The following is a 24,733-nucleotide window of genomic DNA, read 5'->3' as shown; positions in this document are numbered from 1 at the left end:
TCCTAAGTCTGACGAGACCGCCAAATGGGCAGGCTGGACGAGTTTGCTCAACAGGCGTCGGAACGCGTGTATAGAGATTACAGAGATAAGTGCGCGGATCGGATAGCGTTCGCACCATTCAGGACAGAAGCGGATTATGGAAGTCATTGAACGAGTTGGCGATTTCTTTACGGCAGCGACAGGAAAGATCGAACGTGGAATCACGTCGATTTTCGGTTCGTCCAACGAAAACCGTATTAAGAAGATCGGCTTCGTCCGCGACAAACACGGCAACACCACAATTACGCCAGGTTCGCTGATTGACCGTATCAACAGCTTTGAGCCCGCGTGGCAGGCGAAGTCCGATGACGAATTGATGCAGACGACCGCCATGTTTCGCGAGCGGCTGCGCGCGGGCGAGACGTTGGATGACCTCATGCCGGAAGCTTTCGCCGCCGTCCGCGAATCGGGGCGTCGCTTTCTGCAGATGAGGCACTACGACGTGCAAATGGTCGGCGGCTGGATTCTGCACAACGGCATGATCGCCGAAATGGTGACCGGGGAAGGCAAAACGCTGGTCGCCACGTTGCCCACCTACCTGAACGCGATCGCGGGGCACGTGCATGTCGTTACGGTGAACGATTACCTGGCTCGCCGCGACATGGAATGGATGGGGCCGATCCACATGAAGCTGGGCCTGACGATTGGAGCCATTCAGTCAGAAATGGGGCCTCAGGAACGCCAGCAGCACTATTCGCGAGACATCACTTACGGGACCAGTAACCAGTTTGGTTTCGACTACCTGCGCGACAACATGAAGCCGACGCGGGACCTGCAGGTGCAGGGGCCTCTGGATTACGCCATCGTCGACGAAATCGACAACATCCTGATCGACGAAGCTCGAACGCCGCTGATCATTTCCGGTCCGGCTCACGACAACCTCGAAAAGTATCCCAAAGCCGACACAGTCGCTCGCCAGTTGCGCGCCGGAGTCGACTTCGAAGTCAAGGAAAAAGAACACACCTGCCACCTCACTGAAGAAGGCACGCGCAAGGCTGAAGAACTGGCCGGCGTGGATAGTTTCTATACAGCGGGCAACATGGAATGGCCGCATCTGATCGATAACTCGCTCAAGGCTCATCACCTTTACAAAAAAGACATTCACTACGTTGTCGAACATGGCGAAGTGATCATCGTTGACGAAAACACGGGCCGAAAAATGGAAGGCCGCCAGTGGAGTGACGGGCTGCACCAGGCTGTTGAAGCTAAAGAGCATCTGAAGATCAAGGAAGAATCGCAGACGCTGGCCACCATCACGTTGCAGAACTACTTCAAGCTGTACAACAAGCTGGCCGGCATGACCGGTACGGCGATGACAGAAGCGGAAGAGTTCTACAAAATCTATAACCTTGACGTGATGGCCGTGCCCACCAATCGCACGATGCAGCGCATCAACTTTCCCGACAACATCTACGGGTCGGACAAAGAAAAATGGGGCGCAGTTGTTGAAGAGATCAAAGAAGTTCATCAAACCGGCCGCCCTATTCTGGTCGGTACAACGTCGATCGAAACTTCCGAACTGGTCGCCAACAAGCTGACCAAACAGGGCATCAAGCACGACGTTCTGAATGCCAAGCAGCATGAACGCGAAGCTGAAATTGTGGCTCAGGCAGGCCGCCGCGGCGCTGTGACCATCGCGACGAACATGGCTGGTCGAGGTACCGACATTATCCTCGGCGGCAACCCGGAACACGCAGCCTGGGAAGAACTGAAGGTTAAGTACCCGACACGTCTGGAAGTTCCGAAGTCCGAATGGGACGAACTCACGGATCAGATTGCCGAACGCGACGGCATGAAGGCCGAAGCCAAAGAAATCCAGGAACTCGGCGGGCTTCACGTCATCGGGACCGAACGTCACGACTCACGCCGCATCGACCTGCAGCTTCGTGGGCGAGCGGGTCGTCAGGGCGACCCGGGCTCAAGCCGCTTCTTCATCTCACTCGATGACAAACTCATGCGTTTGTTCGCGGGCGATTTTGTGAAGCGAGTGATGCAGTGGGCCGGTCTGGAAAACGGCGAACCGATCGTCAGCCCAATGGTCACGCGGCGAGTCGAAGGGGCTCAAAAGAAGATCGAAGAACGCCACTTCGATCAGCGTAAGAACCTGCTGGAATACGACGAAATCATGGATGAGCAGCGGAAGCGAACATACGCTTACCGTCAGCAGATTCTGGATGGAGCCGACTGCCGCGAGCTGCTGCTGGGAATGATGGACAGCCAGATTTCGCAATGGGTGCCGCACTTCCTGAACAACAACTATCGCGAAAACAGCCTGGCAGAATGGGCCAGTCAGAAGCTGCATCTGGACCTCGACGCTCATCAGTTCCGAGGCTTCGATCGCGACCAGTTGGAAGACTTCCTGAAGGATGAAGCTGAACGCCAGTACGAAGCGATCATCTACGAACAGACCGAAGTCAATCTGCCGGAAGCTGATGGCGACGAAGAAGAAGTGGCCGCCATCAAACGCGAATGGAACTGGATCGCGATGTCTCGCTGGGCCAACCAGTTCTTCGGCCTGAATTTAAACGACCGAGATTTGCAAAAGGTTGGTCGCGACGAAGTGCCGATGCACCTGCTGAACCTGGCTCGCGGAACAATTCAACGCTGGGACGTGAAGGACCTTGACACCTTCATGGACCCCGATTTCGAATACAAGTCGCTGTGCGGCTGGGCCAATCATCACTTCACGCTAAACGTGAATGTGGATGAAGTGAAGGGGAAAGAAGATCCCGAAATCGAAATGTTCCTGAAGGACCAGGTACGCAATCTGTACGACGAAAAGGAAGTCACATTCCCGGTCAAAGTGGGCCTCAGCAGCTTCCTTTCCGGCGATGGGGCTCATGGCGAAAAGTACAACCGCGAAAAACTTTGCCGCTGGGCGAACACTCGGTTCCGTCGAGATTTCTCTCCGGAACAGTTTGCGTCGATGTCCACGCCGCAGATCGAAGAATTGCTGATCGCGACCAGCCGCGACTTCCTGCTGACCAAACCAGACGTGTCGGCCGTTGAAGCGAAACTGCTGGAACTGCTGCCGGATTCTGACATTGATGCGGTACGAGTCACCGAAGAACAGGCGAAGGCCGTGGCTGCGTGGGCAGACGGTGATATTAAGTGGACGGTCGATCAGGAAAAGCTGCTGAAGATGAAGCCCGCCGAAGCGCGAGCCTCTTTCCTTCAGGGTATCGAAGCAACCTACCGCCCGGAACTGCGTCAAACAGAACGCTCCGTGCTGCTGGAAATCGTCGACACAGCCTGGAAGGATCACCTGTATTACATGGGCCATCTGAAGCAGGGTATCGGCTTTGTTGGCTATGCTCAGAAGGACCCGAAAACCGAATATAAGCGAGAAGGTCGCAAGGCGTTCAACGCGATGTGGGATCGAGTGGCCGAGCAGGTGACTCAGGCGACATTCCGAATCGAACAGGAAAGCCCGGCCTTCGTTGGGTCACTGTGGCGAGTCACCGCGACTGAACACGATGTCGCACCACCGGTTGATGATCCGACCGACAACACGCAGACAAGCGGCTCCGAACCGGGTGAAGGAAACAAGGCGATCGATCCGATCATCAACGACCAACCCAAAGTCGGTCGCAACGATCCCTGTCCGTGCGGCAGCGGCAAGAAGTACAAGAAGTGTCACGGCAAATAGCCGTGACTAAGATGTGAAACCCCGTCCTGCATTTCATTGCGGGATGAGGCGATCGAACGGTGCAGAATCGCAGAAGGAACGACCGCGATTTCAGCTTCCCGCAATTCCAAACTAACGTTTGAGAACGCGGCGTATCGGAACGGATTCCCAGATGAAGTGGTTCCTTAACATCACCTACGCCGCCCTGCTGACGCTGCTGTCGCCCGTCATCCTGTGGCGAAGTTTGCGTCATGGCCGCTATAGCCGCGGCTGGCGCGAAAAGCTGTTGGGACAGTTGCCACAATCATCGGGCGAAAAACCTGTCGTCTGGTTTCACGCGGTCAGCGTGGGTGAAGTGGTCCAGCTAACCAAAGTGGTGAATGCGTTTCGCGATCGAGTCGGTGATTCGCACCAGATTGTGATCACAACGTCTACCGACACCGGCTTCGAACTCGCAGCAACGCGGTTCGAAGGTTGCACTGTCACGTGGTTTCCGCTCGATTTCTCGTGGGCCGTTTCCTCAGCCATCCAACGCATTCGCCCGGATCTGGTCGTCCTGTTCGAGCTGGAACTATGGCCCAACTTCCTAAACGCCTGCGACGCCGCAAACGTCAAGACGGCACTGATTAACGCTCGGATGAGCGACAAAAGTTTCGCGGGCTATTCACGAATTCAGCGCTTGATCCGTCCCTTGTTTCAACAGTTTGCAATCGTCGCAGCTCAGACGCAGCAATACGCTGATCGCCTGCAACGCCTTGGGACAAAGCCGATGGTCACGACGGTCACGGGCTCAATCAAGTTCGATGGCGTCCTGACCGACCGCAACAACCCGGCCACGCAGGAACTCAGAAGGCTATTCGGCATCGCCAACAACGAACTCGTCTTCATCGCCGGCAGCACTCAGGCCCCCGAAGAACAGATGGCGATTGACGCGTGGATGTCATTGCGAGAAACCTCACCCAGCTTGCGAGTAATCCTTGTGCCACGGCATCGAGAACGGTTCGATGAAGTGGCCGATTTAGTGAAGGACGCGGGCCTGACGTTGTGCCGGCGTTCCCAGGTCGACGGCAGCGACGTCGCCACACCAGACGCCGTTTGTCTGCTGGACACCATCGGCGAACTATCCGCGTGCTGGGGCTTAGCGGACATCGCTTTCGTCGGCGGCAGCTTTGGTCCTCGCGGCGGCCAAAACATGCTGGAACCGGCCGCTTTCGGAGCCGCGGTGATGTTCGGTCCCAACACCAGCAACTTTCGAGACATCACCAGCCGCCTGCTCGAAATCAACGGCGCGGTGCGAATTCATTCTGACGCAGAAATGGCATCGCAGCTGGCGTCGTTGGTGACCGACGAACCACGACGGATTCAACTGGGCCAGGCCGCTCAACAGCTTGTCCTGCAACAAGCCGGTGCACTGGATCGCACGATCGAGCTGCTGACGCAGCAACTCAGCGTCGCGGCCGCGCCGAGCGAATCGCGTGCGGCGTAGCGTTCAGGTTGATCCCTTGTGTTTTGTTCATCGTTGATTGATGTGTGCCAGTGGCACACAAGCGTTGGTAGGCCGGTAACAAGCGAACCGTGATGCCAGAACGTCGGCCTTGGTTCGGCCTACGTCGCAAGCCAACTTTGCCACCCGAGTTCTAACCTCGCTGCACGACAAACGGGGGCGGATGTGAGATGCCATGGTTGATGAGGACGAATCCGAATTGATGCGCGGCAGGATGTGACGCTCGTATTCTCGCCCGGAGGGCGCTAGCACATAGCCGTCGGTGTGAGCCGACGGGAAATGAGTTTGCTTGCGAGAAAGCCCCGACGGGGCGAAAGCAAGGCGAGTGGCGGAATGTGCTGTCGCCCCATTCGGGGCTGGCGCGTCGTTCGTGTCCCTTTCCGTCGGCTCACGCCGACGGCTACGTGCTTCGGCCCCGCCGGGGCCAACCGCAGCTATACAATTCAACGTCTCGTTTGGCACTTGCATGTCAGGCCGAGTCGCGGGTGGGCATGATTCGTCCGCGGTAGGCTGCCACGGATGAACGGACCAATCGAAAACTGTACCATAGTCACTCAGGCAGTCATCAATGCGGCACTGGCCGAACAAGCAGCTGCAGCGACGAGCAAACAGGAGCCACCTTAGCTCTGCTTAACCGATAAGGCAGGCTTGAGCGCCACATCACATTGCACGGTTACAAGCACTTTGGTCTCGTTGAACGCTATGAGAAAAACAGTCCAGTATATTAAGTGTCGAAGAATCGGGCAGGCGCTGGTTTGGGGTGCGATAGGTAGCTTTCTCCTAAGCGCACTTGGGAGTTACGTAATATGGAATGGAAGCACGTCAAACGGAGATCCGCCTTTCATTGAAACATTTGGGATCACGGGTTGGTATTGCGCTTTCCTGAAATTCGCGATCATACCTGGCTTTTGTGCGCTCAACGCGGGATTAGAGGTCAAGAAGTCTGTTCAGCCGACACTGCGCCGCAGCGGCACAAAGCTACAGTGGGTCTGGTTTTTTATTTGGTTTCATTATTTCACACCATTATTTCCGTTGTCCCATTGGTTGTCGCGAAGCCTTTCTGACTCTGGCTGCACCGGGAAAGATGTAGGCAATCCGGACAAGGGCGACTAATCCGATGACGGCATGAATCTGCGGGGGATTATCAGAACCATCCAGACACAGTCCCGGTAGGGCAGGCTCCTTGTATAGACCGGAGACGTATGTGGCAGGCGTTCGGGCGGATGGTAGGCGCTTTTGGTTGAATTAAGTTTTCCGATTATGGGGAGAGCTCAATGAGCTGTAAGGAGACCGACCGCGTGAGCGAGCGACGAGAATTCGTCACATTGGCCAGCCAGCCTGAGTCCAATATCACGGCGACGTATCGTATGCGAAGGCGGGCAGGAGTCTGCCCCGCAGGAAATGAATAGGATTAGTGTTTTACCCCAGCACATCATGCGAAAGAATTAACTTTATGAGCGAAATTAAGATCAGCATCGTTTGCTGCGACGACACTCCCGAGCAGCATTCGAAAATCGTTGCGGCGACGATCGACGAATCGATTCTGACGAGCCGACTGCTGGATTCTGCGGAGCAGACACTTCCGCCGCACGAAGCCAAAGGACTCCACAACGCCGCCGCGCACCCGGAGCACGGGTTGGTGACGTATCTTCAGCAGGTCAACGAAGGAGGCTTCGCCGTATTGGTTGGAGACCCGGAAGATTTGCAGGAAACGTATTTTGGGGCGGGATCCTACGTCGGCTTCATCGACGCAGAAGGACCGGGACATGCTTCGAAGGTCGGCCCCGATGGCGTGAAGAAAACATTCCGAATACTCAAAGGGCATCTCGAAGTCTGAACCACTGGCCCTGACACACAGGTGGCAAAATGAGATTTCGAATTGCCAAACTGAAATTGGTCCGGCGGGGCCGAAGCACGTACGCCACGGTGTGGCATGTGGACCGGGGGCTAATGCATGGATCTCCGACCTGATCTCTGGCACCTTGAAATCATCTTCTGACGTGACGCCGCAGGCTAAGCTTTGATTCGACGCGACAGCGCGAAGGGCGACAGTAGTGCCATAACGTTTGCGTTGCACCGGAGTTGGTCGCGGGGATGGTTGAATGTTATATCGCCGGGAACAGCCCGGTGGCGTTTTTTTGCAGAAGGGGCCAACAAGCGATGCGGAACCGGGCACTGGCGTTAAACATCCTGACCGCAGTACTGTTCGCAGCGTTCTTTGCGTACACGTTTTTTGCCAAGCAACACCTACAATCGCTCGCACGTGAGTTTGTGGTCGAGAAGACAGTCGAACATGCCGGGCCCGTGATCGACACCGTTGAGGATGCATTGGACGTTCCTCTGCTGTCGAAGCTTATGTCGAGAAAGGACCTGCAGCTCGTTCGAACTGAGATCGAGGCGTACCGTGAGAATCCGGCTGCCTACATCGCCGATTTGGCCGGGCAATCTCTCGCCAACCCGCCTCCGCAAAAATTCCGAGCGGTCGCGAAGAAGACGGCTGAAGCCAAACAGGAAATTCGAGACTACTACGACAGGACACTTGCGGCACTAATCGCCGATCTCCGTATTTTCTCGGGCACAAATATTGCTGCGGCAATCCTGGCGATTGTTTTGATAGCCTGGTCGAGAACGCCGATCTGCAAGCGGTTGGTTGCAGTTTCGATTGTCCTGTTCTCTGGCGTTGTATTGTGCTCCTATATGTACATCGACAGTCTCTCGTTCTTTCGGATCATCACTCACACTCATATGGGATGGTGGTATCCCGTATTCGTGATCGCCGTTGCCGCCTGGCTGTACCAGGACGTTGGTGGTGCAGGGCCGGCACGCCCGGCCGCGCCTGCCGTTCAGACTGGTCCTGATACACAGGTGGAAAAACGCGACTTTGAACTGTGAATTTGCGATTGGCCCAGCAGGGCCGAAGCACGAAGCCGTCGGCGTTGGGATGTGGATTTAATTAGCCGCGACGGGCACCTGGTCTTGCCTCGGCCAGATGCGTAACTGGTGCGCAGCAATGTGGCTCGACTCTCCGAGTCGAGGACGCACAGCGCGCCGCACTCGCTTGGTCATAGACCAACTTACGTTTTGTTGTGGACGGTTCTGGCTCGTGGGAACCGGCCCGCGTAGGGCAATAGCTGATTTCCGCGGCCACAAGTCAGCGTGAAACGCTGTAGTGGTTGAGCGCGTGTAAAAGGTTTTGGGTTGTTAAGCAAAACGTTCTGCTCGACTCGGAGAATCGAGCCACAGATTAAATCCACATCCGCTCGGGCGGAAAAACAGCGATCGCTTCTTGCAGTGCAACAAACGATCGCGGGTGCTACCAATCCACGCTTCCAATGCTCCGGCCCGTGCATCAGGCCTTCTGGCCACTGCGCCGGTTTCAGGAACTTCGACGTGCAATGCTACCTCAGTCGATCGGCGCCCAAGGTGCCGTGGAGTTCGTGCAGGTAGTCGGACGATGACACTCGCTTTAGCTGAGCGTTTGCGGTTTCCAGACGCTTTGCGATGTTCAGCCGTTCCAGATCGCGCGACGATTCCGGAGCACTTTGGAAGTTCTGAAGGTACTGCACGTGCCGTTGCCATAGCTTTTGATCGCGTTGGCGGCGAGCCTTCAGGCGTTCTTCATACCAGTCGGAATCCAGCATCGATTGCAGAGTGAACAGTTTGCGGATTTCCGGATCGTGAACATCTTTGCCCTTGTAGTTGCCTTCCGCCATGATGTGCAACAACGCTCGCAACGGTGGGCAGGCCAGATCAATCGAACCGTCATTCAGATAGTTACGGGCGACTCGCTGATGAGCTTCCGTGATGTACAGAATGCCGTCGGCAAAGGAGGCTGGGTCCTGAGTTTCCGGACGCATGATGGCGTCGTCAAAGACCTTGCGAGGATTGTCAAACACGCGCCCCGCAAACCGGCGAATAAACCGCGACGTGACTCGATAACCCAATCGGCTGGCCATGACGAGCTTGCCTTCCCATTCGAAGTCTTCCATCTTCTCCAGAAGATCTTCTTCCAGCAGAAATTTGGGAGAACGCTCTTCAGGCGAAAGGCGACACCAGATTTCCGGAATCAACAAACTGATGTCATGGTCGACTCGCACATTCGCGCCGATATGCCCGGCCGATGTGGAGAATCCGGCGAGGTCTGTCAGCAGGTAACTGACCAAAGCCGCGTTCAGGTCGGTGATCGGCAGCAATGCGTTGAACGGACCTTTCGTCAAAGCTCCTTCGCTACCCGCACCGGTTGTGGACGGGCTTTTGCCGGTCAATGAACTGATGAAGTCCATAAACAGTTCGGGCAGTTCCTGATAGTGGATCGGGTTGTAAACTGCCAGAGGCCGAATGCCATTTTCGTAGTCGGCCGGGTTGTTGCGACGTCCGACCAGCACCGAATTCACGGGCTGCCGAACCGGCTTGTTTGACGGAACAGCTCGAAACAGCCGCACGCCCATTTCGGCCACGTGGCGGTTGAGTGGTTCCAGCAGGTCCAGACGCATCTGCAGGTACCGAGGGTTCTTGCTGGGCTTTCCGTTGATAATGCGCGGAGTCGCAGAACACACCACATACCCGCCGTCGTCGTCGCGAGCCTCAAGCAGCAGCTTCTGCATAGGGTCTGTAAACTGGCTGAGGTCGACCGCTCGATCACAAATGTCGCGGATCTGTTCGCGCGACAACGGTTCGAAGTTCACGATGAAGTTGTCGTCGCGGGCCAGATCCGCTTCTGTTTGTTTGTCCAGTCCGCGATGAATGGCATCGTCAGGCCGCTGAAACAATCGGTACTCACAGTTTTCTGCGAACTTCACGCTGGTGGCGTCGCCCGCGTGGTCCGCCAGATAGTCCAGTTGATTGGTCGGCACGACAACCGAAGCACTAATGTCGTCTTCGGTTTGTACTTTCTGAGCCGGCGCGAAGTCCTGCCGCAGCTTGTAGGTTCGCCACGTGTTTTCGCTAAGCAGCCCGACTCGCAAGTACGTGCCGACCAGTGTTCGATCGCCGTATTTCAGTTCGTGGCCAGGGTGCCCGTTCACGATGTCGACGGTAAAGTCCTTGCGCCAATCGCCGGTCTCGTCGCCTCGATGCATTCGCTTGATGATGAACACGATGGCGTACACGTAGCCTGGAATTGATTCCAGCCAGGCATTGTACTCGTCCGTGTAGTCGCTCGACGGTGTCAGCAGTTTGATCAGGCTGCCCAAAGAACGACTTGGGTCCAGAGCCTTGCGGGTCTTCTTGACGGTGTAGTCCGGCAGGTGCTTGCTGTCGGGACTCCAGCGATCCGAATAGTCGCGGTCGAAGATTTCCTGAACAAGGTCGAGGTCCTTCTCCACGTCGGCGACGAAAATCGGGCCGTGCAGCAGATAGTCGGCGATCGATTTGCTGATTTCACTTTTGCCACCACCGCTAACGGTGCAGGGTTTGTGACAGCAGACGCCTTCTGATGCAGTTCCGATCAATCGCCACGATGGAGCGGCCGGATGCTTTTCCAGCTTCACTTTGAAGCCGGACGGCGTCATGTAGACGTTGCCCGGAGTCAGCGGGATTGTCTGCTTGTGCTCACCCTGATACCACGAAACATTCTGATCATGAACATTGGCCGTGCAGTCTTCCGGCACATACACCAATTCCGGAAACTGCTTGTCGATGCCGTAACCTTCCGGCCGCACGTCGATGCGGTCGGCGTAGTCGCGAGCAACATCTGCGAAGGTGCGGTTGTTGTAGCGACGGCTGTCGGCGATGAAGTCGTCGCCCAAATTGTAGCTGGCGTAGGCTAACGCACCGCCGGCGTGTTCTTCTTCGAAATTGCCTGAAAGGTTGGCCGCGTAACTTAGCTGCGTCTTCACTTCCTTTTTGCAATAGCCGAAGTAGTTGTCAGCAATCAGTGTGACGATCACGCCTTCTTCGGTGCGGCACGTAATCTTAAACGGTGTGCCGTTGTTGTACGGTTCGTCCTCTGACTGCCAGCAGGCGCCGTCACGACGCTGACGTTCTGTGGCGTCGTCGTAGCTGGGCAGGCCCAGTTCCTTTTTGGTGTAATCCGTGAGGTGCGGTGCCAGAATCACGCAGCCCGTGTGACCACTCCAGTGAAGCACGTCCAGCGCGGCGTCGTTTTCCGGCAGGAAGGGATTGCCACCGTTGCCGAAGATGGATTCGACGAAGTCGAGGTTACTTACCAGTGACCCTGGCGCGACAAAGCGAACTTCGATGGACTGCTCTTCGCAGTAGCCTGGCACTTCAGGACACAATAGCGGCCGCAGTAACAGCGATACAAACGAATATGCTTTTTGTTCCTGATCGGCGGTGAAGGGAAGTTCCATCGATTCCTTAGGCGGCTTCATGGCCGCGCGGAACAGATTGACGAAGACCTGCTGAGGCACCGCAATCTTGTCGTCCGGAATTGGCAGGCCACCTTCGGCCACATGGAAAGTGCCCTTGGTTGTGCGGCGGTCGTGCCGCGGATTGTGCAGCACCCCGTTGTGGACTCGATACGACGAAACCAACGAGTTGCTATAGTGGTCGCCGTCGAGCGGCAAAGAAAGTTCGCGAGCGATCCCGTGGCGATCCAGTACCAAAGACGCATCCGGCAAACGCAGTTCGTCAGCACCGGGCAGCCCCTTGAAGTGGTCTGCTAAAAACGATTCGATTCGCTGATCGACCGGGCAGCGGATGGAATCGAGCTGCCGGATTCGCTGCTGGTACGTGTTGAGAATCCGTTCGGCACCCAGCGAATTGGCAGACCGGAAACCTGCCGGAGCGGGCTGCCCGTGGGCGATCAGTTTCAGTGCGATGTAGTCAACAATCGCCTTTCGCTGGCTGTTCCGTTCGCTGCCGGAACGCTGTGAATAGAACCCAAGGTCTTCTTCGAAGTTTGTAATGGCCATGTGTCTCGAAAGTTCTGTAAAGTACTCGGCGCGCAACCGTCCCTGAATGAAATTCGCCTGCGTGCGAACATTAGGCGTTCAACCCTCACGACGCAAACGGGGGCTTCTGTACTGGTCGACGTTTTCACAAATCGAGAAGGCAGGTGCCCTTGTATCTTTCCGAAAACAGATTATTGCGAATGTCGACACTGTGCGGCCTGTACGTAGCTCAGGGAATTCCCTGGGGGTTCGTCACCGTGACATTTGCCGCCTGGCTGGCCAAGCCGGAGCACGGGATCACGGCGGAACAAATCGGCCCCATTTTGGCCGTGGCGTCGCTGCCGTGGTCGTTTAAATTTGTCTGGGGACCGATGATGGACCGGTTCACCATTCGACGATTCGGCCGCCGTCGCCCGTGGATCGTGTTCGCTCAAAGCATGGCCATCCTCGTTCTGGGCAGCCTGTTATTCTTCGACGACCTGCCATCGCTGGTCTGGACGGATGTCCCGGACACTGGCGGATCTCTGCAAACGCTTTATCGACTCGTCCCCGGCCCGCTGGCTGCGTTGGTGTTGCTGGCCAACATTTTTGTGTCTGTGCAGGACGTCGCCGTCGACGCATTGGCCGTCGACCTGCTGCGGGAAGACGAACGAGGCGTCGCGAACGGTCTGATGTACGGCAGCAGCTATCTGGGCTCCGCCATCGGCGGCATGGGGCTGGGGATCGTGGTGGCTCGCTACGGCATTCGGGCCGGCCTGTTGACTCAGGCTGCCATGCTGTTTGCCATCATGCTGCTACCGATCTGTTTTCGCGAACGCCCGGCAGCAAGCGACTCAGCGGACAACATTGATGCACCGAAGCAACGGCTTGCGGATCCGTCGGCTGGCAGCGTCGATTTTGGTGAGCTTCCCATCACGCCACCGATTGCCGACACGCCGACACTCGGCACACCCGCCCCCGCACTCGACGCTGAATCGGACGTCGGTGCCGCGCGCGAATCTGTGTTCATGAATCTGCTGAAGGCTTTTAGTCTGCGATCCACGCTGTTGGGAGCATTCGTCGCGCTGGGAACGAAGATTGGCATCGGCGTGTTGACGGCCGTGTTCGTGGACTACCTGATCAAACAAGGCGGCTGGAGTCAGGAAGATTACTCCAGCATCATCGGCGGATGGGCGTTGCTGTTGGGGCTTTCCGGAGCGGCCGCCGGTGGTTTCCTCGCAGACAGACTCGGCCCCAAACGTATCATCTTCGCCGTCTCACTGTTGCTCGGCAGCCTGTGGATCGGCTTCGGACTGGTCCCGTCAGCGCTCGCTGTTCGGCCGCTGGTGATCGGACTCATGCTGAGTCAGGAACTGCTGCTGGGCGTTCTCTCGGTATCATTGTTCACACTGTTTATGAGCATCTCCTGGCCACGCGTCGCGGCGACTCAGTTCACCGCGTACATGTCACTGATGAATGTGTCGACGACAATCGGCAGCTATCTGTCCAGCCTGCTTGTGGTCCGCCTGTCGATCGCTCAAATCCTGATGGTCTCAGGCGTCCTGCAAATCGTCATGGTGCTGCCAGTGTTGCTCATCGACGTAAAACAAACTCGCCGAGTGCTGGGAGAAAGCTAACACAGTGGCAACGTTGGCTGATGCCAATCACTGAGCAAGTAGGATGGGCACGGGATGTCGATTTAATTAATGTTGATTTTGTAGCGGTGCGACCGGCCTCCTGTACCGGTCAAAATGTGGTGAGATCAGAAGGTTCAGTGACAAAGCGATTGTATGCGATTGGCCCCGAATGGGGCCTAAGCACGTAGCCGATGGCGTGAGCCATCGGTTTAGGCATCCAAGAGTCCCCAAGCCCCGAACGGGGCGATAGCGGTTTTTGCGGGCTCGTTAGCCTTGGGCTCACGCCCAAGCAAGTAGGATGGGCACCGCCCAATGGAACTAAGCTTGTATTTGTTTTGTTTTGCGGGTGTTTGGGGGCGCTTGTTTTTTACGTTTTTTGGCGGCTGAGCTGGTGTTTCGTGGGAACGATCTGCCGGGTCGCCATTGCACTTCATGTGAAGCGATCGCTTTGAGCAGCTTCGGCAGGATTCGATGCCCGATCGCCGTCGGGGTTGAGGTGAGCAGCAGTGGCCATGCAGTTTTTAATTCCTGTAGTGCGTGTTTGAAACTTAATCCCAAGGGGTCTCCGTCCGGAGCCGCACGCTGAGCGGCTTCCACCATCAGCCACCGCACCAACAGGTACAACACGACGTGTCCGGCCACTTCGAAACGAATCGATTCGGCGGTGCGGCTGCGCAGTGATCGCTCCAGTCCCTGGTGGACTTTCATTTCGTGAAACGTCGTTTCGATTTCCCAGCGACGGTGGTACAGACCGACTCGCAGACGAACGCTGCGATCCAGAGGTCGACCGGGTTCGGATTCGGTCGCCATTCGAATCCAGTCGTCCCGACTGATGCGTTTCGAATCCAGCACGTTGGTGACCACGGCGCTCGGAGCAAAGCCTTTGATCTGATAATTGATGACGCGCAGGTCGATCGATTCCGAAAGGTTTTCCTGACGCCAACGCGGCCCGGTCGGCGTCTTCCAGCGAACGATGCGTTCTTTCGGCCCCAGCTTCCGCAGCGTCTTCATGCTGGCGCTGGGATGCTGTCGAATCGCAAAGGACGCTCCTGCCGCCTGAATCTGATGAAACAGTCCGTAACTCCAGAACCCCTGATCCATCAGTACCAGATCGTTTCGCCGCACTGTGTTAAGCAGCCGCGCAGCAATCGTGCGTTCGCCCTCATCGATGCGACACAATTCGTAACGCCACGGAAGACGCACAAACGGAAGCTGCAGCATGACCATTCGCGCCTGCACGGTGCGAGACTTCCCGTTGCCCGCTGTTCCAAAATGTTTTGCCAGCGACTTGTACTGTGGCAGCCGAATGGTGGAACCATCCAGCGCCAGCAGGCGAAACTGCTTCCACTGATTTAACGGCTGGTGTTCCGCTTCGAAGCGTTCGGTGAGCAGTTCGATCAGCACATTCCACAGGGTGGCGGGCATGCGTTTGCGAGCCTGAGCAAAGGCTTCTTCGGTGACTTCGGTCACCTCTTTGCCTCGTGGATCATGTTTGGACCGCGTGGCCTGCCGCCGCGTCCGGTTCTTTCGAACTTGGGCGATCGGTTCCGGCAGTCCATTCGCCGACATATCCAGCAAACGCACGGTCAGCGACAGCACGCTGCCAAACGACTGCGAGGAATGAACAGCGGAAAGCACTCCGAGCCAGACAAGATTGGGAAGTGCGAGTGCCGAATGAACAATTTGCAACCCCGCCTTCTCACCCGCCTGAACCAACACCGACTGCGGCAGCAGCCGAGTCATCGCCCTCAAGTCATGTTGACGAATCTGTTCCCATACCCGATACCTCGTCTCATCCGTAAACATTTCCGAGCCCTCCGTTGGCGTAATCGTTCCTGACAAAACGACTTATGCCACAGAGGGCTCCTCTAGCTCAATACAAGCTTAGTTCCATTGGGCACCGCCCATCAACGCACCAACCGACAGTTGGTGGGCGGTGCCCACCCTACTTCTGTGACGCTATCGCTGCCAGCCGCAAACTGTTCCAATACCTACTTATGGAACTGTTTCTCACGGGATGAGACGTCATCGATGCGGGCCAGTCGCACAGGTGAACGATATGTCATCGCACTCTGCCCCCGCACCCAAATCCCGCAAGTATCTAAACGGTCAGCCGTGGAAAAAAGCGGCAGGGCAAAACTGCCCGCGTGAATCCGTAGAAGATCACCTTGACGCGGAATACGCCGTTGTCGACCTGTCCCGCGATCCACCGGCTGAGAGTCTGGTGAAGGCGACGATTCGTGAAATGCGAATTCGCTTCTATCAGCCGAACACGATCAAGGCTTATCGTTCGGCACTGGTTAGTTTTCTGCGCTGGCATCGAGGGCGACTTGACCAGATCACGAAAGAAGATATTCGCGAATATCTCGATTTGCTTGTCACTGGCGGCGCTTCTTCGTCTCACGTCAGCGTCACACTATCGGCTCTGCGTACCACGTTCGACAAATTCTGCCTGCTGCGCTGCACGGTCGGTTTGGTCACACCGCGTAAACCGAAACGGCTGCCGGTTGTCCTGTCTCAACAGGAAGTGCAACGGCTGATCTCTTCGGCCACTTCATTTCGCGACAAGCTTCTCATCAGTGTGCTGTACGCGACGGGACTGCGAGTCTCCGAAGTCGCTCGGCTGCGTTGGGCGGATCTGGATTTTGATCGGCGACAGGTTCGAGTCGAAGGGGGCAAGGGACGAAAGGACCGGTATGTGATGCTGGCCGAGCATTTGATTCCATTGCTGCGACAGGTGTGGCGATTTACAAAAGGCGAAGGCTATCTGTTTCCGGCAGAAGGCAAGCGCACAACCGACCGTCACCTGTCACCTCGTACTATCGAAAGAGCCGTTGAAAAAGCTCGCACACTTTCCGGCATCACCAAACACGCCACGCCGCACAGTATGCGTCACAGCTTTGCCACGCATCTAATCGAAGCCGGAACCGACATCCGGTTTATCCAAAAGCTGTTGGGCCACACAAACCTGGAAACGACGTCGCTGTATGCCAAAGTCGCGACCACGGTGACTTCTAACGTTGGCAGTCCATTCGACAAGATGCACGATCAGCAGCCCGGCCCCGCGAATGCAACACCTCAGGGGCCGTCCTCACCCAGCGTTGGAACGATGAAGATCGTGGTGGAAGACGTTCCCGATGCGGCGGGCAGTCGGCGAGTTTACCTGGGGATCAGTCACGGACTGCATCATATTCCGCTTCCCGGAATCACCGTTTGTCAACCGCGCCCCGGCTGGATCAACCTTCAGATCCCTCCGGTCGAATCGTGGCAGGCCGCGTTGGCACAATTGACTGCGGCGGAAAGAAGCCGAATTGCACAACCCGAATTCTACGAAGTGCTGAAGACACAAATCGCCCGTCGCATGCCTCGCGAAACGGGCTGAACTATTGGGCAATGGTATGCGATTCACCAAGGTCGACTATCAGCCTCGATTTGTGGAATGCTGCGCTGCGCATCATCAAACACACCTGTTGAGCTGCAGTCACGGCATGCTCAGCGCGTCTGCTGCCAGACGGCCTTGAATTTCTTGACCGCTCCCGCCCCTGTTGCTTATACTCACACCACCTTAATATTCCCAATTCCAGCATGTACGACAGCTCTGTCGTACAGATAACCGTTAGGCGACCTACCGTAATGCAACTCCTGATCGGCTCCGAGGCTGGTGACCACGTCATCTTCAACGTTGGAGACGTAGACTACACCGATGGTTGCGATTGGGTACCTTGCACGCTTGACATTGCCGCTGGTGCGTGGCGCGGCACACTTGACGTTTCGCTGATCACGCGGGACTTCGCGCCGTTCCGTACGCAGCTTCAGTCACTCTACAACACTCTCGATGGCTCGGCACGCTTCGACACTACCGAACGCCAGATCGAACTCGAATGCACGGCGAACAACCTTGGCCATATAACGGTTTCTGGCGTGGTTGACGATCAGGTGTGCGACGGTAATCGCCTGACGTTTTCGTTCTCGCTCGACCAATCATATTTACCTGCGGTCATTTCCCAAATGCAGGCAATTGAGGCAACGTTCAAACCATATCCACCGGTCGCCCAACATCTGTATGTCGTGATAAGTCAAGTAGCGCGTATTTTTATCGGGGAAAGAAGTTGTAGTTTTTTTGTTGGAGAGTTTTTTGCCCTCCAACTTGCTACGACTTATCCTTGTTGGTTTCACGTTCGAGGTTTTCCCGTTCCGTTTGCTGCGGGGCGTTTCTTAACGAAGTCTCGCTCAGCGTTCCGTTGGAAAGCTGGCTGCTTCAAACATCTGTTCGTGTTCAAACCGAAGACGACGGGCACAGCCGTTCGGCGGTCAGCTTCGCACCACAGAGTGCATCACACGCAATGCGTGTCTAAGCGGCCGCCAGACGGTTTTGTGTTTTGTTATGCGGTTGTCGACGGTGTTCTCCGTTCCGGAGCACAGAAACTGTTATGGGCTCGATCGTCGGTCATTCATGAAGTTGTTGGGCTCACGCTGTGTTGCAAGCGCGTCCAGTTGTGGGGTGACTCGACGGCGAGGCAGCCGGGATCAGGGAAATTTCAAACGGGTCTCCGTGTGTGAATTCTGAAATGTGAAGGCAGCAGCGACGCGGCCAGTCATGGTTCGTGAGCTCACGCCCGTGGGGTTCATTCGCTCATGCTGAGTCACCGTCAAAAGGGTGCTCAAATGCGGACACGTTTGTGCGAGCGATTTGTCGAACTCGGCGATGTTCCTTGTCGCAACGTTTCCGCCGCGACAAGGTGGCTCAGTTGTGCGCCCGGCTCACGCCGCTGCTGTGGTTTCGAATGTGTTGTTCTCCTGTGTGACGAATAAAACGTTGCGGCCAGGAATTGCCTTTGTCGGAGCCGGTTGTCGGTCACGCACTCTGCCACGGTGACCGATGAGCGGCGCAGACGAAGGCAATTCCGCCTTGGTTGGTGAGGTGAGAGGGAACGCCGTTCAGCCGTGCGCCGCGGTCGAAGGCTGAGCGGCTTTCGATGCGACTTTGCGACGTCGGCGAGGTTTCGGAACTTCCACGCGCGCGTCGTCCGGCAGTCGCAGAAATTCACGCTCGCTGAAAATGTCGCCGCGTTTGAGCACCAGGTAAACGGCGCGGCCCAGTCGCGCGGCCAGAATCGAAAGCGCCTTGCCGCGACCGTGACGTTTCTCCATCTTTGCGAACGCCGCTTTGGTGGCCGGGCTGTCTCGCAGCAGCAGCGCCACCGCTTCGCTGAACGCCCACTTCAACTGAGGATTACCCTGCTTGCGCCCCGGCGAACCGTAGTTCTTTCCGGCCGACGAATGCTGACCGGGTACCAGTCGAGCGTACGAAAGGAAGTCTCCTGCGCGGCGAAAACGTTTCAGGTCACCGATTTCGTAGAGGATGACAAGTGCCAGAATATCACCGATGCCAGGGACCGCTTTCAGCCGATAGAACAGACCTGGATCATCAAACTGAGCCATCTGCACGAGCGTCTTTTCCAGCCGCGAGATCTGCGTTGTCAGCGCGTTGATCATGGCGATGTCCGTTTCGATGGTCAGTTGCGAAGCCTGCGTGGGAAACGTTTCCGCCAGCCCTTCCTGGTGAGACGCGTACCGTAACTGTCCGCTCGGCGCGGCGACGTTGTACTGCAGACACGAACTGCGAACGTGCGCTTGCAGTTCGGCTCGCTGCCGAGTGAAGTAGCACCGTCGTCGGCACAGATCACGCTGACTGCGCATCGATTTGGGGTAAGCCCACGCGACGGGAAAGTTGCCGCCTCGCAGCAGTTGAGCGATCTTCAACGAATCCTGTTTGTCGTTCTTCGTCTTGCCGCCGTGAATCGCTTTCATTCCAAAGGCGTGGCCGAGCACAAACGGCACGTTCAGTTCATCACACGCATCCGCCAGCCAGTACCAGTTGAAGGTCGATTCGACGGCCAGCACGATGTCTCGATCTCGAAACGGTTCGAGAGCCGTCTGCAGATCCCGCGGCGTGCAGTGCAGATTCTTATGGAAGACGGTCTTGCCATCGGAGTCGACGATGCAGGTGTACATCCGCCTGGCGTGCAGATCGACGCCGCAATAAAGTTCGTGCTGAGTAGGGTAAAAAGCCATGTGTCTGTCCTTGTAAAGAAGTGAGAGTTCCATCCGCCTGAACATCAGACCAGATTTCCAAACTCATCACGACATGAACAGTGTCATGGTTTTTACGCTGGGGCCTTCGGCACACCTTCCAACTTTGTCAACGCAGGCTGGCTTTGGTACAATTTCTCGTAGTTCAGGCATCGTTCGCTTCGTTCAGGGCGGTGTCGTAAAAACCTTCCGTTATGTGACCGAGGCACTCGATGGATCGTAAACGCGTTATCTACATCGACGTCGATGACACGTTGATCCGCACTGTTGGCACCACGCAGATTCCCATGCCCGCCAGCGCGGATTACGTGCGCCGGATGCATGCCGCTGGTCATACGCTCTACTGCTGGTCGCGCGGAGGTGGCGACTATGCCCGCGATGTCGCAAAATCACTCGATATTGCGGACTGTTTCGTGGCATTCTTACCGAAACCCGATGTATGCCTCGACGACCGTGGCGACAAGCTGCTCGACTATTGCGACGTCATTCTGCCCGGCAACGCGTCAAACCATTGAGAATCAACCCTGATTCCCCATGCTCGCGGTCACATAACATCTGTATGTCGTGATAAGTCAAGTAGCGCGTATTTTTATCGGGGAAAGAAGTTGTAGTTTTTTTTGTTGGAGAGTTTTTTGCCCTCCAACTCGCTACGACTTATCCTTGTCGGTTTTCGTTTGACGCTTCCTTCATCCGTGTTGCTGCGTGGCGTTTCTTAACGAAGTCTCGCTCAGCTTTCTTGCAAGAGCTGGCTGCTTCAAACATCTGTTCGTGTTCAAACCGAAGACGACGGGCACAGCCGTTCGGCGGTCAGCTTCGCACCTTAGAACCCCTAACAAAGCCTGTGTGGCCGCGTTGTGACGACAGTGGTCGAGATGCAAGGAAAAGTGACGAGGCGACAGATGTCGTCGAGGAGCGCTGACGCCGCAGATCGGCTACTGTCGTCGCAACCCTCCGGGCCGCTTGTGGTTCCGCCTCAGGCGGCGTCGTTCGTCGTCGACGACACTTGTCGCCTCCTCCTCACTTCTTGCCTGAAACGAAACCACAAACGTCGCGGCTCACACAGGTGTTGTTAGGGGTTCTTAGAGTGCATCACACGCAATGCGTGTCTAAGCGGCCGCCAGACGGTTTTGTGTTTTGTTATGCGGTTGTCGACGGTGTTCTCCGTTCCGGAGCACAGAAACTGTTATGGGCTCGATCGTCGGTCATTCATGAAGTTGTTGGGCTCACGCTGTGTTGCAAGCGCGTCCAGTTGTGGGGTGACTCGACGCGAGGCAGCCGGGATCAGGGAAATTTCAAACGGGTCTCCGTGTGTGAATTCTGAAATGTGAAGGCAGCAGCGACGCGGCCAGTCATGGTTCGTGAGCTCACGCCAAGGCTACTCAGACACTGTAGCTTCAAGTCGCCTGTACAGCGGCAGGTGGCGGTAGTAGACCTCAAGCGTGAGGATGCTGAGTGCGGTTTGGTAGATCTGGCCGCCCTGAATGCCATGATTGTCGGTGGGGGCCCAGCTTCCGGCGGCGGGACCTTCCGTGATTTGAGTGGTCACAAGCTGTTCTCGCATTTGCAGGTTCCATTTGTCCCACAAGTCGCCGCCGAAGTGGCGTAGCACCTGAGTCGCGTAGTAGTTGTAGTAGACGTCGCGGCTGCTGGGGCCGACGGCCGAAAGCCGCTGTACGCCTTTTTGCAGCGGCTTGTGGTCTTTGCCCCACCCCAGATACATCCGACACAACAGACCAACGGCCGTCATCGAATTCGTCGCGTTGCCTCGATTGGGCGTGTAGCGGTAGGTCGCTCCGTCGTCGTCGCCGCGTGCGGCGTGCAGAAACTGGCGAGCTTCCCGCAGCACGCTGCTGGACACTTTAATCCGTCCGGCCTTCGCGCTTTGCAGAGCCATCACCTGCCAGCCAACGACTGACGTGTCACCCGCCTGCCTTGGACGATAGCGCCAGCCTCCGCCGGCTGGATCCTGTGCTCGTTCGATGAATCGCACGGCCATCTGCGTGAGCTGCCGAAGATCCGTGTCGGCGGGGTCCAGCGCGTGAGCTTCGCTGATACAGATCGTGGCCAGTCCCTGCACGTACATCCCGGCGTTGCCTTCCGACGCACCTCGCAAATCGGCCGTGCCCTGAACGATTTCCGCCTGCGAACCAATGTACGCCAGGCCTTTGTGAACGATTTCACGGTAGGGCCCGTCGTTGGCGTGAGTATGCCCGGCTCCCAGAAAACACAGCAGCGCCAAAGACGTGGCGCCAACTTCCGTGCGTTGAAAAATTCCGGGCTCCGCGTCTGGACCGGGCGCGGATAGGTTCCACGAACCATCATCGCGTTGAAGCCCCGCCAACCAGGCCAGCCCCATGTTGACGGATTTTTCACTGGCGGCCGTGCCACCATACTTCTGCACGGCCGCTCGACGACCAGCCGTGGAACGTCCGCCGAATTCGCCCTGCTTAAAAACGGCCTCCATCTGAGCATCCGTGGGTTCGATATCCAGCGTCAGGTCGCGGTCGACCGGATCGTTAATTTCGGCGGACGAATCTCCGTCGTCCAGATTCGACAACAGTGCTTTCAGGTTGCTGTTGACCTTCAAGTCGCGTAGATCGTCGGGCTGAACGACTTCCGCCACGTCGACCACAACCAGATCGTCGTCGGGCAGTTCAGTTCGCGTCACGACCAAACCGAACAACCGTTCCGTGGTCGCGGGCGGCAACGCCCACAATGCCATTATCAGCGCAGACAGGCTAAGGATGACGAAACTGATCGCGTAGCTCACCATTTCTTCACGGTGCTGAGCGATCCAAACAGGCAGCGTCTGCGAGAAGAACTTTTGAATTCGACCGGCCTGTCTGGCCACCCACAGAGTCCACGCGGGCACTTTTCCGCGTCGCGGCCGACGGGCTCGCGTTCGCCGCTGGACATCAGTCAGCACGGATGTGCGAGCTGGGCAACCGGTGGAAGGCGAAAGGGGGGCGTCTGAGTCGGAAACTCCGTTCGGGAAGTTTGGGATGTCTGACCTGACGCGATCCATATTGCGTTTCTGCGATAAGTCCCCGATGGAACAAAGGCGTGCGAACGTCGTAACGGTTCGCAATCCTTTACTATCGAGATTCTACAGCGAATCTTGCTGACTTGCGGCCGCGGATCAAGCTTTTCGAATTCTGAAGGCTGTTCCCCACGAGCCCCAACCGTTCACAACAATGGGGAAACTGCTCTCACCACGACCGACCGTGCGACGCCCACAAAATCGTCTGAACCTCTACTGCTATGGGTAACGCATAACGCGGCGAAAGTTCACACCGTTTTTCAGGGCGCGGCAGATTACGTGGCAAATTCAGAGTTTTAAGGCCGTTTTTCTGAACATGTCGCCGCGTGGGGGGGCGTGGGAACAGGTAATTTGCTGTTGACGACTGTTTGCTACAGCCATAAGTCAGCGGAACACGCTGTAGGGGGCCTTAGGTCGTCAGGTCCGTCGCGATGGTCAGGCGAAATTCTGTTCCGTAAGCGTCCGAACGGACCAGATCGATCGATCCGCCCAATTCCTGTTGAGCCAACTGGCGGCAGACGAACAATCCGAGCCCGGTCCCGGTTTTTTTGGTCGTGAAGTACGGTTCGAAAATTTTCGCCTGCGCGTCTTCCGGAATTCCGTGGCCTTCGTCGGCAATGTAGATCGCCACCACATCCACATTCGCTTCCGATTTTTCCTGCCGAGTTCGCACTGTGATGGAAGCGCCTTCTTCAGTGGCGTCCAGAGCGTTCAGCACCAGATTCAGCACCACCTGCACCAGTTGATCATAAATCGTGCGGATGGCTTTGATGTCGGGATCGAAGTCGGTGTGAACCTTCTTGCCCTTCCAGCGTTTGTAGTATTTGGCGATGTTCAGGGCGTCGTTGATGGCGGCTTCTGTGCTGACCAGCGTTGCCATTTGACTGGCCGGTCGACTGAATCCGACCAGTTCCTGCAGCGTACGCTGAATTCGCGTTAACTGCCCGTCCACCATTTCCAGCCGCTCTTTGGTGTAGTCGTCAGCGTTGCGGCGATTCAGCATTTGCACGATGGAACTGATCGAAGCCAGAGGGTTGCCGACTTCGTGAGCGATCCCGGCGGCCAGAAGTCCGAACGCCGCCTGCTTTTCCTGCTGCACCAATAGTGCCTGAGATTCCTGTAGCTGCTTTGTGCGGTCTCGAATGCGGGCTTCCAGTTGTTCCTGGTTTTCGACCAGTTCGCCGTTCAGTTCGGACAACCGCTGGCTCGCAGTTTTCAGCAGTGCCGTGAGTGCAATGATGGCCCACGCGGCCCAGCCCAGAAACACCAGGGTGAGCAGCATTTGAGTCGCGTCGTCGTCGCTGCGCGTGGGCGATAGCAGTCCCAGCATGCTGTAACTGAGCGCATGCAGGCCAAACGTGGCGAAGGCCAGTTTCGGAGTATGCCGAATCGCGCAGACCAGGATCGACAGAAAATAATAGAAGCGAAACGGGCTGCTGACGCCTTCGTCAAAGTAGCACAGCAGCCCGATAAACAGAGCTTCCATGATGCTGATCAGAATGCGGAATTCGGCCAGCAGCACATGGCCCTTCATGCTGCGGACGGTGTCGATTAAAGCGTAGACCGCTCCAACTGCCAGCAAAGCGTTCAATTCGCCTTTGGACGTATTTCTCGCGCTGGCGTTGATGAAATCGCCCGCGTTGACCAGCAGATAGCCAACGACGACGCCAAACCAGCGGATTCGAACCGTGATCGATTCGGCCTGGAGTTCGCGGATATTGGGGTTCGCGACGGTGTTGGCCGTGGCATTTGCAACCTGCGCGGCAGGTCGTCCGACAGTGGACGATGGCGATGACGACATGAAAATCAAACCTGGGGCATGGCGTAGCGTCGGTTCCGGAAGTGGGCAGTTTAGCGAGCGTCTTCCGCGAATGCAGTAAATCCGCCGACAAATCAAACTTTGCGCCCGCTGCCTCCACAAACGCTCGCGTATCGTGACGACAGGGAAGGTTTGCGCGC

At 56.6% G+C, this 24,733-nt stretch carries 13 protein-coding genes; 8 read left to right on the top strand and 5 right to left on the bottom strand.

The genetic code is table 11. The features are described from left to right. Positions 1-136 precede the first annotated feature (136 nt). The 4 genes from secA to Fuma_RS09825 all read left to right on the top strand — a co-directional run bounded on the left by secA (position 137) and on the right by Fuma_RS09825 (position 8,063). Complete coding sequence (secA, locus tag Fuma_RS09840; RefSeq protein WP_077023986.1) at positions 137-3,688, top strand: preprotein translocase subunit SecA; 3,552 nt, start codon at positions 137-139, stop codon at positions 3,686-3,688. 151 nt (positions 3,689-3,839) lie between these two features. Continuing rightward, positions 3,840-5,153 (top strand): 3-deoxy-D-manno-octulosonic acid transferase, encoded by a 1,314-nt coding sequence (locus tag Fuma_RS09835; protein WP_077023985.1) that lies wholly within the window; start codon positions 3,840-3,842, stop codon positions 5,151-5,153. Positions 5,154-6,624: 1,471 nt separating this feature from the next. After that, complete coding sequence (locus Fuma_RS09830; protein ID WP_077023984.1) at positions 6,625-7,008, top strand: hypothetical protein; 384 nt, start codon at positions 6,625-6,627, stop codon at positions 7,006-7,008. A gap of 323 nt (positions 7,009-7,331) precedes the next feature. Beyond that, complete coding sequence (locus tag Fuma_RS09825) at positions 7,332-8,063, top strand: hypothetical protein (protein ID WP_077023983.1); 732 nt, start codon at positions 7,332-7,334, stop codon at positions 8,061-8,063. A gap of 506 nt (positions 8,064-8,569) precedes the next feature. Here the strand turns inward: Fuma_RS09825 and Fuma_RS09820 are convergent. Then, positions 8,570-12,046 carry a PPi-type phosphoenolpyruvate carboxykinase family protein gene (locus tag Fuma_RS09820; protein ID WP_077023982.1) on the bottom strand — a complete coding sequence of 1,159 codons (3,477 nt, stop codon included), beginning with the start codon at positions 12,044-12,046 and terminating at the stop codon, positions 8,570-8,572. Between the two features lie 179 nt (positions 12,047-12,225). On the opposite strand from Fuma_RS09820, the gene Fuma_RS09815 reads away from it, so the two are divergent. Next, the gene (locus Fuma_RS09815) at positions 12,226-13,641 is read left to right on the top strand and encodes an MFS transporter (RefSeq protein ID WP_077023981.1); all 1,416 of its coding nucleotides are present in this window, start codon (positions 12,226-12,228) and stop codon (positions 13,639-13,641) included. 318 nt (positions 13,642-13,959) lie between these two features. On the opposite strand, the gene Fuma_RS09810 is transcribed toward Fuma_RS09815, so the two are convergent. Further along, on the bottom strand, positions 13,960-15,447 hold the full coding sequence (locus Fuma_RS09810) for a transposase (protein WP_083731932.1): 1,488 nt from the start codon (positions 15,445-15,447) through the stop codon (positions 13,960-13,962). Between the two features lie 253 nt (positions 15,448-15,700). On the opposite strand from Fuma_RS09810, the gene xerA reads away from it, so the two are divergent. Next, the gene (gene xerA / locus Fuma_RS09805; protein ID WP_077028203.1) at positions 15,701-17,023 is read left to right on the top strand and encodes a site-specific tyrosine recombinase/integron integrase; all 1,323 of its coding nucleotides are present in this window, start codon (positions 15,701-15,703) and stop codon (positions 17,021-17,023) included. 203 nt (positions 17,024-17,226) lie between these two features. Next, positions 17,227-18,201: a WapI family immunity protein gene (locus tag Fuma_RS09800; protein ID WP_145944082.1), complete on the top strand. Its 975-nt coding sequence runs from the start codon at positions 17,227-17,229 to the stop codon at positions 18,199-18,201. 378 nt (positions 18,202-18,579) lie between these two features. Here Fuma_RS09800 and Fuma_RS09795 read toward each other — a convergent pair whose 3' ends face one another. Next, complete coding sequence (locus Fuma_RS09795) at positions 18,580-19,716, bottom strand: IS110 family RNA-guided transposase (protein ID WP_158520925.1); 1,137 nt, start codon at positions 19,714-19,716, stop codon at positions 18,580-18,582. A 230-nt stretch (positions 19,717-19,946) separates the two neighbouring features. On the opposite strand from Fuma_RS09795, the gene Fuma_RS09790 reads away from it, so the two are divergent. Next, positions 19,947-20,249 (top strand): hydrolase, encoded by a 303-nt coding sequence (locus Fuma_RS09790; protein WP_077023977.1) that lies wholly within the window; start codon positions 19,947-19,949, stop codon positions 20,247-20,249. A gap of 860 nt (positions 20,250-21,109) precedes the next feature. Here Fuma_RS09790 and Fuma_RS09785 read toward each other — a convergent pair. Both Fuma_RS09785 and Fuma_RS09780 read right to left on the bottom strand, forming a co-directional pair. Beyond that, positions 21,110-22,759, bottom strand: coding sequence for a prenyltransferase/squalene oxidase repeat-containing protein (locus Fuma_RS09785; RefSeq protein WP_077023976.1), 1,650 nt, complete (start codon positions 22,757-22,759; stop codon positions 21,110-21,112). A gap of 424 nt (positions 22,760-23,183) precedes the next feature. After that, the gene (locus Fuma_RS09780) at positions 23,184-24,575 is read right to left on the bottom strand and encodes a sensor histidine kinase (protein ID WP_077023975.1); all 1,392 of its coding nucleotides are present in this window, start codon (positions 24,573-24,575) and stop codon (positions 23,184-23,186) included. Positions 24,576-24,733: the final 158 nt, after the last annotated feature.

Source organism: Fuerstiella marisgermanici (assembly GCF_001983935.1).
Classification (GTDB): Bacteria; Planctomycetota; Planctomycetia; order Planctomycetales; family Planctomycetaceae; genus Fuerstiella; species Fuerstiella marisgermanici.
This window is presented reverse-complemented; position numbering and strand designations above follow the sequence as displayed.

Excerpts from the sequence above, each read along its gene's own strand:
- secA (WP_077023986.1), top strand. The coding sequence starts at position 137 with ATGGAAGTCATTGAACGAGTTGGCGATTTCTTTACGGCAGCGACAGGA.
- Fuma_RS09835 (WP_077023985.1), top strand. The coding sequence starts at position 3,840 with ATGAAGTGGTTCCTTAACATCACCTACGCCGCCCTGCTGACGCTGCTG.
- Fuma_RS09830 (WP_077023984.1), top strand. The coding sequence starts at position 6,625 with ATGAGCGAAATTAAGATCAGCATCGTTTGCTGCGACGACACTCCCGAG.
- Fuma_RS09825 (WP_077023983.1), top strand. The coding sequence starts at position 7,332 with ATGCGGAACCGGGCACTGGCGTTAAACATCCTGACCGCAGTACTGTTC.
- Fuma_RS09820 (WP_077023982.1), bottom strand. The coding sequence starts at position 12,046 with ATGGCCATTACAAACTTCGAAGAAGACCTTGGGTTCTATTCACAGCGT.
- Fuma_RS09815 (WP_077023981.1), top strand. The coding sequence starts at position 12,226 with ATGTCGACACTGTGCGGCCTGTACGTAGCTCAGGGAATTCCCTGGGGG.
- Fuma_RS09810 (WP_083731932.1), bottom strand. The coding sequence starts at position 15,447 with ATGTTTACGGATGAGACGAGGTATCGGGTATGGGAACAGATTCGTCAA.
- xerA (WP_077028203.1), top strand. The coding sequence starts at position 15,701 with ATGTCATCGCACTCTGCCCCCGCACCCAAATCCCGCAAGTATCTAAAC.
- Fuma_RS09800 (WP_145944082.1), top strand. The coding sequence starts at position 17,227 with ATGTACGACAGCTCTGTCGTACAGATAACCGTTAGGCGACCTACCGTA.
- Fuma_RS09795 (WP_158520925.1), bottom strand. The coding sequence starts at position 19,716 with ATGGCTTTTTACCCTACTCAGCACGAACTTTATTGCGGCGTCGATCTG.
- Fuma_RS09790 (WP_077023977.1), top strand. The coding sequence starts at position 19,947 with ATGGATCGTAAACGCGTTATCTACATCGACGTCGATGACACGTTGATC.
- Fuma_RS09785 (WP_077023976.1), bottom strand. The coding sequence starts at position 22,759 with ATGGATCGCGTCAGGTCAGACATCCCAAACTTCCCGAACGGAGTTTCC.
- Fuma_RS09780 (WP_077023975.1), bottom strand. The coding sequence starts at position 24,575 with ATGTCGTCATCGCCATCGTCCACTGTCGGACGACCTGCCGCGCAGGTT.